This is a genomic window from Paraburkholderia sp. Ac-20340 (genome assembly GCF_017104965.1).
GTDB lineage: Bacteria > Pseudomonadota > Gammaproteobacteria > Burkholderiales > Burkholderiaceae > Paraburkholderia.
In genome coordinates this window covers 133789-143501 of record NZ_JAAGPR010000011.1, presented here as the reverse complement: position 1 = coordinate 143501, position 9713 = coordinate 133789, and the positions used below count along the sequence as shown (strand labels likewise).

Genomic DNA, 9713 nt, shown 5'->3' with positions numbered 1-9713 from the left:
TCCAGCCTTACCCGCAGCACTTGCCGTTTCCTCCACGGCAACGAGCATGTTGCGCGAGCGACTATAGACCAACCTGTAACAACAATTCATCGAACCAGCCCCGCAGAAAGTTATCCTGCGATTCTTGCGGCGGTCCCAAAAGAAAAGCGTCAATCCTTGTTAAGGTGCACGAACTTTAAGATTTGTCCGATGCGTTCCAATGCAATCTGAATAACAACGTAGCATTTAGCCCACATAAGAAAAAGCCCGCATTGCGCGGGCTGAACGACCAATCATCAAAAACGCTCGAAGAACCCGTGCCGGGTATCCATGCGTTCGATTTTCGTCGCCGCGTCGATATACACGTCGACGCGGCTATACGGCGGCTTGATGGTGACACCATCGCGACTCGCAAACGGCACGCTGAAATCGACAGACGCATCCGGCGAAGGGAACATCGGCATATAGAATTTTTCTGTCCGTCCGGGCGTCAACTCGCCGCGCGTGATGGCGTCGTCATCGTTGAAAAATACGCAACCGCCTGGCGCGCGTCGGCAGCGTAATGCTGCACGATCACAGGCCGACAAAAAGCGTCAGTGAGTCAGCGCTTGACCGACCGTGCAGCGGCAGCACGCAACTCCGAGGGCGAATGGTTTCCCATGCGGCGCATAGCATGCGCGAGCGCCGCGCCGCTTGCGAAGCCCACGCGAAACGCCACTTCGCCGATCGGCAGATCCGTTTCCACCAGCAACTGGCAGGCATTCCGGTAGCGCGCGCGTTGCTGGAACTCGCCGATCGACAAGCCCGTACGCTCGCGAAAGAGCCGCGTAATGTGACGGCGGGAGATTCTGAACCGTGCGGCGAGCGCGTCGAGCGGAATGTCCTGATCGGCGTGCGCGGTGATGAAGGCTTCCAGGTCCGCCGCCAGCGCCATGCCGTGTTCGCCGGGCGAGTTCGCCGAAGCCGTCTGCCCTGCGATGACCTCTCCAATGCACTGCATCAGCAAGGCCGACGCCAATGCCTGTCGTGTCGCGGCAAGCCCGTAGCTCGCCCCTTCGTTGCGCAACGAGAGATCCTGCAACGTGCGGATCGCCGCCGATCTGTGGATCAGCACAGGCGTACGCGTGCGGCGACGGAATTCTTCGAGCGAACCCACACTGCTATCGAGCTTGCGCAGCGCTTCATCGGTGACGTAGAGCGCGACGTGCCCGTGAGGCGCACACGCGGCCTGGGTCTGATGCGCGCGTCCTGCCGGGATGACCGCGAAGCGCTCCTGCGACAACCAGACACCCGTGCGCTGGTCCTCATGCTGGACCTCGACCGCGCCATGCGTGGGGAGCATGAACATCAGGCAATCGTGCCAATGCCACGGCGTCGCGTAGCTGCCGCCGCCGGTGAGCGTTGCGTAGCCATCATCGGCGGCAACCAGCAGATCCTTGTTGGCCGGTCGGCATACTTGTTGGAACGAGCGCAGCATCGAAAGACGTTGAAATAGTGGAGTGTGTCGTGAGCATGGACGCCCTGCGACAAAGTAAGAAACAGTAACAAGACACTAGCACACGACCCGCGACACAACGGCGAAAGCGCCAAAGATCTTTCACGGCGCACCGCTGCTGGCCCGCAATCAGATGTATTCGCAGCTCGCGCGGCCATGGCCCGTTCGATCAAATGAATGGGCCCGTATGCACACACGGCGGCCCGGCACTCCCCGTAACCTGACGGGATGAAAAAACCTACTCTGCCAGCCGAGGCACAGTCCGCCGTGTCGCTACGCCCTACGATCGAACTTGTCAGCGTGTTTTCCGCCGATAACAACGGCGGCAACCCAGCCCCTATCGTGCTCGACGCCGCCGGCATGTCCGACGCGCAAATGCAGGCAGTCGCACAGCGATACGGCCACGAAAGCGGTTTCGTGCTGCCGGCACCAGCCGGTTCCGGTTGCGATTTCGAATTCCGCTTCTGGGTGCCCAATCACGAGATGTCGATGTGCGGACACGCGACGGTCGGCGCCGTCTGGCTTCTGCACAAAACCGGACGCCTTGACAGCGACAGGCTGACGATCCACACCAGCAGCGGCCGTGTGGAGGCCCGCATCGCCGGGTTTTCGACGGATGATGCATCGGTCGAGATTTCGCAGCCAGCAGGCCGCATCGAGCCATTACCGCAGCCGCAAATCAGCCGTGACGAGATTCTCGACGCGCTCGGCATCGACGACACGCAACTCGCGCCGCTGCCCATCCAGAACGCCTGCACCAGCCGCGTCAAGACGTTGGTTCCGCTTGCCAGCGCTGCCATTCTCAATACGCTTGAGCCTCGCTTCGACAAAATCGGCCCGCTGTGCGAGCGGATCGGCTCGACGGGGCTTTACCCCTACGCGACGGTCGATGCCCGCCAGCAGATCTTCGATGCAAGGCAGTTTCCTCGCGCATCGGGCTATCCCGAAGACGCGGCCACAGGCATCGCGGCCTCCGCGCTGTCGTTCGGCCTGCTCGCCAACGGCCTCGTAGAAGCGAGCACGCGGACGATTACCATCCGCCAGGGCTATGCGATGAAGCGCCCGTCACAGATCTCCGTGCGTTTCAGTTTCAAGGACGATAACGGCTCTGCGATACCGGACGGCTGCTGGATCGGCGGCCCGGTTCGATACGAGGCGGGCGCCGGAGCGCCGTCATGATCTCAATCGAAAAGCCGCTGCCACAGCGGGTTGCAGATATGGCCGCGGTCAGAATCGGCGGCTTACTGGTTAATTTCGATCAGCGTGAGTTACGCCGGGAAGGCCGCGTCTTGCGCATTGCCGCGCCCGCTTTCGACATCCTCGGCGTGCTGTTTCGCGCCGATGGTGCGGTGGTCTCGAAGAACGACATTATCGATGCCGTCTGGCCCAGACAAATCGTCGAGGAGAATCGCCTTCAGGTGCATATTGTGGCGCTACGTAAAGCACTCGGCGACGATCGCGATCTAATCAAGACGGTTTCCGGGCGCGGCTATCGGCTTCTTAAGCATGTCCATGACGAAGGAGCCGCGAGCCCGCGCGTTGCATCGCCTGCGCTGCCGGTCCGCGCCGGACCGTTGATTGGCCGCGACGAAGTATGCGCGCGCATTCTGTCGCAACTGACACAGCTAGAAGCAGGTTCGGTGTTGACGCTGGCTGGCGAAGGCGGCATCGGCAAGACCTCGCTCGCGATTCACGTGGCTCACGCAATTCGCGAACGCGGAGCAAACGTGAGTTTCGTGGAACTTGCTTTGGCACGGACCCGCGAAGAGGTAATCACAGCAATCGCAATCGCGTGCGGGATCAGCCCGGACCTCAACGTAGATTCCAACGCAGAGGAATCAAGCCTGCTTTTGCAGATTCGCGAAACCCTGCACCGATGCGGCGCACCCACCGTGCTTGTACTCGATAACGTCGAGCAGATTATCGAACCCGTAGCTGCACTACTGGAATCGCTGTCGACCATTCGCGATTTGCGCATTCTGATCACGAGCCGCGAGCCGCTTGCGATTCGCACGGAAAAGGTGCTTCGTATCGAGCCACTCGCGCTGCCCTGTGAAAACACGAGCACGCAGACAATGATTGCGCACGGCGCGGTCGAGCTTTTTCTGCAACGCGCCGGCCACTACGCGCCAGATAGCATCAATAGCGAGGCAAGCATCCGGCGCGCGGCCGATATTTGCCGGCGTCTCGATGGTCTGCCGCTTGCCATCGAGTTAGCTGCGGCGCGAGTTGCGGTACTGGGTGTCGAGGGCGTCGCCTTGATGCTGTGCGAACCGTTCGACGATCGGCTTAATCTGCTGAAAGGCGGCTTGCGATCGGCTCCGCTGCGCCATCAATCCCTGCGCGCAAGCTTTGACTGGAGTTATGCGTTGCTTGGCGTCAGTGCGCGCGTATTGCTCCGCAATCTAGCGCTTTTTACTGGCGCATTCACATTCGAAGCGCTCATTTCGGTAGGCGCAGAACCGGGCGCGCCAGTCACCGGCGTAATCGCCGCACTCGATGAGTTAGTGGCCAAATCGTTGCTCGCGGTGGAGTTTCGAGGCGCTATCGCCATTTACCGCCTGGGCGAATCGGCTCGGTCCTATGCCATGGAAAGGCTGCGCGAAGACGGGGCGTTTTTGCGGCGCGTCGCGGCCCGGCATCTTCGCTATCTGCACGGCTCATCAAGAATCATTTATCGCGCACGGCGCAGCACGTGCTACTCGCTGTTGAATACGCGTAGCGCGCGTTGGATTGGACTCGTTCTCCAGTCGGGTCGGATTCCGTCGAATGAATCTCGCCAAGCTACACGAATCGGTTAGCGGGCTACGCTCGCGTCCGGCTCCAACGACAACCGCACGCTTATCCTAAGACGCACATCGATCGAGTAAACTTCGATTCCATGAAAGCGCGTCTTCTTCCCCCGCCTGCCGCCGCCAGCGTCGAACCGCCCGGCTTTCCCGATGCCGACGAACTCGCCGTGCTGCGCGCGTGGTACGCGGGCCTCGCCGTGCGTGCGGCTGTCGAGCGCTACCTCCCTTCGGCGCTGGGCGGCGGAAAATCCGCACGCGGCGTGCTGGGACGCATCCGGCGCAGGCTGGTCGCCATCGCGCGAAGCGCGCATCGCGACGATCTGGCGACCTTGCTCGACCATCCCGCCGACGAGCGCGCACAGCACGCCAAAGCCGCGGCGCAGGCCATCGACGCGCTACGCACCGTTCAATCGCCCGAACCGCAAATCGCCGACGATATCGCCCAGTGGTTCGCCCCGCGCGCCGTGCGTGTGCTGCAGGCCTACGGCATCAGCACACTGGCCGATCTCACCGTCCGGGTTCCGCGCCGCCGCCAGTGGTGGAAAGTCATTCCGGGCCTGGGCGCCGCCAGCGCCCGCGCAATCGAAGCGTTCTTCGCCGCGTGGCCGGCGCTCACGGAAAAGGCCCGCGCGCTTCTGGTCGCGACCCAGCGCAGCAACATCGTGCCGTGGGAGAGCATCAAACTGCCGCATGAAGTCGATGGCACGGAGGGCAAGTTCCGGGCGCCGCGTGCCACCTGCGCGCTCGATGCCAATAACGATTACGAAGCCGTGCGAACCTGGCTCGCGCTGCACGAAGCGCCGGCCACGCAACGCACTTATAAAAAGGAAGCCGAGCGGCTGATTCTCTGGGCCATCGTCGAGCGCGGCCGCGCGCTCTCTTCGCTCACGACCGAAGACGCCATCGCCTATCGCGCGTTTTTGCGCCACCCTTCGCCGCACGCGCGCTGGATCGGCCCGGTGCGTCCGCGTACGTCGCCCGACTGGCGTCCGTTCAATGGCAGCCTGTCCGCGCGCTCGGTGGCACACGCGTTGACGATACTCGGCGCGTTATTTCGCTGGCTGATCGAGCAACGCTATGTGCTGGCCAATCCGTTTGCGGGCGTGAAAGTGCGCGATGCGGGCAACGCCAACGTGCTGGACACTTCGCACGCCTTTACCGAGGGCGAATGGGCGCTCACGCGCACGATCGCGGATGGTCTCGAATGGTCGTCGGGTTGGTCCGCGCCGGCTGCGCAGCGGCTGCGCTTCCTGCTGGATTTCGGCTACGCGACGGGGCTGCGCGCCAGCGAAATCGTCGGCGCGACGCTCGGTCAGATCGAAACCGATCCACGCGGCGATCACTGGCTGCGCGTGACCGGCAAAGGTAGAAAGCACGCCCGCGTGGCCCTGCCGCCGCTCGCGTGGAATGCGCTCGCGCGCTATCTGGCCGAACGCGCCCTGCCCGTCACGCAACGGCATTGGCACCCGGATACGCCCGTGATCGGCAGCCTGGAAGCAGACAGCCGCGACGCGATCAGCAGCGTGCGCCTGTGGATGGTGATGCGCCGCTTCTTCGTGCTGGCCGCCCGTTCAATCGAAGCCGATCACGCGCCGCTCGCCGAAAAACTGCGCCGCGCGAGTCCGCACTGGATGCGCCACACGCATGCCACCCACGCGCTGGGACGCGGCGCCGAATTGACCACGGTGCGCGATAACCTGCGGCACGCCTCGGTATCCACGACTTCGATCTATCTGCATAGCGATGAAGTCAAACGCGCCCGCCAGATAGCGGATGCATTCGGCTCGCGCGACTGATTGATCCAACGATTTAAAGCTGCATTGAACGCGCGACCAGAGCACAATAAGACGCCGTAATAAATCGTCATAATGAATTCATATTGGACGGCACGCATAGATATCACGCGTTCACCACCGCAATTTCGTCAGTAGTTTATTGCGGAAAGTGAATTTATGCGTCCAGATGCTTGCCATACAATGCGCTCAACTGTTTGTGTTTCAGACAGTTATCCACGCTTGATAGCCCCGCTCTTGCAGCGGGGCTTTTTTTTATTGCGCTCATTCGCCGCGATTTTGCGGTCTTTCGGCGATTTCCTGCTGATTCTTCACGTGCTCCGCCTCGCGAGCCACGCCCAGCACGGCTGTTCACCCCGTCAGTTGATGCCTTTCAATCTTAAATCTTCCCAGCGTGTAATAAAGCCTGATTGCACGGCTATTTCGCGCCTCAAGTCCTTGATTTAATAAATCAAATTGCGCACGCAACAAACCTGCGCGTATGTATTGGCATTAATAACGTCTGTCACAATTTTGCTACGGTTTTTTTATTGAGTCTTGCGCGGATATCGATGCGCACTATAGCCTTCAGGCCTTGCATCAATGCAGTTCCACAACAAAACGGAGTTACAGATGAAATCACGCGCCCTTACTCTCGCCGCGTTCGCCGCATTCGGCATCGCCAGCGCAGCTCACGCTCAATCGAGCGTCACGCTCTACGGCGTGATCGACACGTCGCTCACCTACGTCAGCCACGCAGACGGCAGCAAGAACCTCTGGGCGCTGGGCAACAGCAGCGCCGGTAACCTGTCCGGTTCGCGCTGGGGCGTGAAGGGCTCGGAAGATCTGGGCGGTGGTCTGAAGGCAATTTTCGCCCTCGAAAACGGTTTTAACCCGTCCACCGGCGCATCGGGCTCGAGCCTGATGTTCGGCCGTCAGGCATTCGTCGGTCTGGCAAGCGAACAGTACGGTACGCTGACGCTGGGCCGTCAGTACGACCCGCTGGTCGACCTGATTCAAGGCATCACCGCCGACAACTACTTCGGCTCGGTGTTCGCAACGGCTGGCGACGTCGACAACTACGACAACAGCTTCCGCGTGAACAACGCAATCAAGTACGCATCGCCGGTCTACCGTGGCCTGCAGGCAGAAGTCATGTACTCGCTCGGCGGCGTGGCTGGTTCGACGGGTTCGGAGCAATCGTACTCGGCAGCACTCGCGTACAACAACGGCCCGCTGGCAGTCGCCGCTGGTTACTACTACGCAGCCAACAGCAACGGCGATCGCACCACGTGGACGAGCACCTCGGGTGGCACGTTCGACAGCGCGATCAACAACGGCTACGAAACGGCACACTCGCTGCAGATCGCACGTATCGCGGCTCAGTACACGGCTGGCCAGTTCATCTTCGGTCTGGGCTACAGCAACGCGCAATACGCGGCTGACGCAAATTCGTCGTTCGACAGCAAGCAGAAGTACAACACGGCGCAAGGCTTCCTCGCCTACCAGGCGACCCCGGCACTGCTGGTTGGCGCTGGCTACAGCTACACGCACGCAAGCGGCGACACGTCGGCTAACTACCACCAGTTCTCGCTGGGCGGCGACTACAACCTGTCGAAGCGCACGGACGTCTACATGACGGCGGCTTACCAGCACGCAAGCGGCACGACGCGTGACGAATCGACGGGCCTCGTGACGTCGGCTCAAGCATCGATCGGCTCGTACGGCTACAACGGCACGGGCTCGCAGACGCTCGTGAACCTGGGCCTGCGCCACCGCTTCTAATCGAAGCGGCGAAACCACGACGGCTGCAACAGGGCCGTCGGCGATTCGCCTGAAAACGCCCGTAGCACTCCGGTGCTGCGGGCGTTTTTTTCATTTGCGTTTCAATGGCGTCATACGGGTCGATTCCCGTTTCGGTGCGCGCGCATCGACTCTTTCCCCAGATTTTTATCGACGTTCGCAGCGCGCGCGGCACGGCACATGCGCTTGAAAGACTGACCTTCACCACCTCATGGGAGAACGTTGATGAAGACACTCAAGCACGTAGCCGCCGTCGCGGCGCTGTTTGCCATTCCGCTCGCCGCGCTCGCGCAGGCCCAGACGCCCATCGTCGAGCCGGGTCTCGCAGGTAACGACGCGCTGACGCGCGCTCAGGTCAAGCAGGATCAGATGCGCCTCGAGCATTCGGGCTACGACACGTCGGCGCGCGAACAGGCTTCGTATCCGCGCGAAACTCAGGCAGCGGAAGCGCGCGTGGGCCGCGAGCAAATACGTGAAGTTTCGAGCGGCGAATACACGCCACAAGCCGGTAGTGGTTACGGCGGTGTGATGCCGGGCTCGAATGCATCGGGCGGTCCTGCTCAACCGGCGCATACCGGCACGCCAGGTATGAAGCCGACTTATTTCGGCAATTGATTCACTCCGCTCACGGTAAAAGCGCCGAAATAACAGGTGCCAGCCAACGCCGCGAAGCATACGTTCGCTCACGGCGTTGGCGGATAAACGCGGCCAATATAAACGAGCCGTTTAACCGACTACCGCTTCGTTCAACGTCGGATAATCCGTGTAAAACTGCGCGGTCCCGCCAAAGAAGCCTTCGCGACGCGCCTCGTTCATCGGTGCGTTCGTCTTGATGCGTTCGACAAAATCCGGGTTCGCCAGCACCATCGTGCCGTAGGCTTCGAGATCGGCGATGCCCGCAGCGGCATCGGCACCCACCTGTTCGCGCGGGCGTCCTGCGCGGTTCAATATCAGCGTGCCGGTCCAGCGCTCGCGAATTTCCGCCAGCAGTGCTTCATTGCCCTGATGCGCGATGTGCAGATACGCCAGCCCCAATTTGTCCAGCTCCGCCACCAGATAGCGATACAGCGCCGGCCCCTGCTCGCCTTCGTCGATACCCCACAGCGTCGTGCTCGGCGAAAGACGGATCGCAGTGCGATCGGCGCCAATTTCGCGCGCAATTGCCGTTGCCACTTCAATCGCAAATCGCGCACGATTCTCGATCGAACCGCCGTATTCGTCGTCGCGCGTATTCGCACTTGACGCCAGGAATTGCTGGATCAGATACGCATTCGCACCGTGAATTTCGACGCCATCGGCACCCGCTTCAATCACGCGACGCGCCGCGAAAGCAAAATCGCGCACGGTCTGGCGGACCTCTTCGGTAGAAAGCGCGCGCGGCACCGGAATATCCTGCATGCCCTTCGCCGTGAACATGCCCGTGCCCGGCGCAATCGCGGAAGGCGCAACGCCCGCGCGATGATGCGGCGTATTGTCGGGATGCGACATGCGCCCCGCGTGCATCAGTTGAATGAACAGCCGGCCGCCCTGGCCGTGCACCGCATCTGCAATCGTCTTCCAGCCCGCGACGTGCGCGTCCGTGTAAATGCCGGGCGTCGACAGATACCCCTGGCCGTCGGCCGACGGCTGCGTGCCTTCCGTGACAATCAGGCCAACGCTCGCGCGCTGTGCGTAATACGCCTGGGCAAGTTCGCCGGGCGTGCCATCGAACTGGGCGCGCGAGCGCGTCATCGGCGCCATGACGAGGCGATTTTGCAGCGTGTAGCGACCAACGCGAACGGATTCGAACAGTGTCTTCACGATGAGATTCTCCAAAGGATCAATGCAAGCGCGCTTGCGTGAGAGACATCATCGTCTGCCTCACAGGGAAGA

At 61.5% G+C, this 9713-nt stretch carries 8 protein-coding genes; 6 read left to right on the top strand and 2 right to left on the bottom strand.

From position 1 onward, the window contains the following. Positions 1-182 precede the first annotated feature (182 nt). Positions 183-542: a hypothetical protein gene (locus G3N59_RS16885; protein ID WP_205983766.1), complete on the top strand. Its 360-nt coding sequence runs from the start codon at positions 183-185 to the stop codon at positions 540-542. A gap of 38 nt (positions 543-580) precedes the next feature. On the opposite strand, the gene G3N59_RS16880 is transcribed toward G3N59_RS16885, so the two are convergent. Beyond that, positions 581-1456, bottom strand: a complete 876-nt coding sequence (locus G3N59_RS16880; protein WP_205983765.1) for an AraC family transcriptional regulator — start codon at positions 1454-1456, stop codon at positions 581-583. A 246-nt stretch (positions 1457-1702) separates the two neighbouring features. Here G3N59_RS16880 and G3N59_RS16875 point away from each other — a divergent pair, with 246 nt between their 5' ends. The 5 genes from G3N59_RS16875 (at position 1703) to G3N59_RS16855 (ending at position 8456) form a co-directional block, all read left to right on the top strand. After that, positions 1703-2653, top strand: coding sequence for a PhzF family phenazine biosynthesis protein (locus tag G3N59_RS16875; protein WP_205983764.1), 951 nt, complete (start codon positions 1703-1705; stop codon positions 2651-2653). Next, positions 2650-4275: a winged helix-turn-helix domain-containing protein gene (locus G3N59_RS16870; protein ID WP_205983763.1), complete on the top strand. Its 1626-nt coding sequence runs from the start codon at positions 2650-2652 to the stop codon at positions 4273-4275. Before G3N59_RS16875 ends, G3N59_RS16870 begins: the two co-directional genes overlap by 4 nt. A gap of 80 nt (positions 4276-4355) precedes the next feature. Next, the gene (locus tag G3N59_RS16865; RefSeq protein WP_205983762.1) at positions 4356-6062 is read left to right on the top strand and encodes a site-specific integrase; all 1707 of its coding nucleotides are present in this window, start codon (positions 4356-4358) and stop codon (positions 6060-6062) included. A 609-nt stretch (positions 6063-6671) separates the two neighbouring features. After that, complete coding sequence (locus G3N59_RS16860) at positions 6672-7823, top strand: porin (RefSeq protein WP_205983761.1); 1152 nt, start codon at positions 6672-6674, stop codon at positions 7821-7823. Between the two features lie 243 nt (positions 7824-8066). Then, positions 8067-8456, top strand: a complete 390-nt coding sequence (locus tag G3N59_RS16855; protein WP_205983760.1) for a DUF4148 domain-containing protein — start codon at positions 8067-8069, stop codon at positions 8454-8456. Positions 8457-8567: 111 nt separating this feature from the next. Here G3N59_RS16855 and G3N59_RS16850 read toward each other — a convergent pair whose 3' ends face one another. Further along, on the bottom strand, positions 8568-9641 hold the full coding sequence (locus tag G3N59_RS16850; RefSeq protein ID WP_205983759.1) for an alkene reductase: 1074 nt from the start codon (positions 9639-9641) through the stop codon (positions 8568-8570). Between the last annotated feature and the right edge of the window lie 72 nt (positions 9642-9713).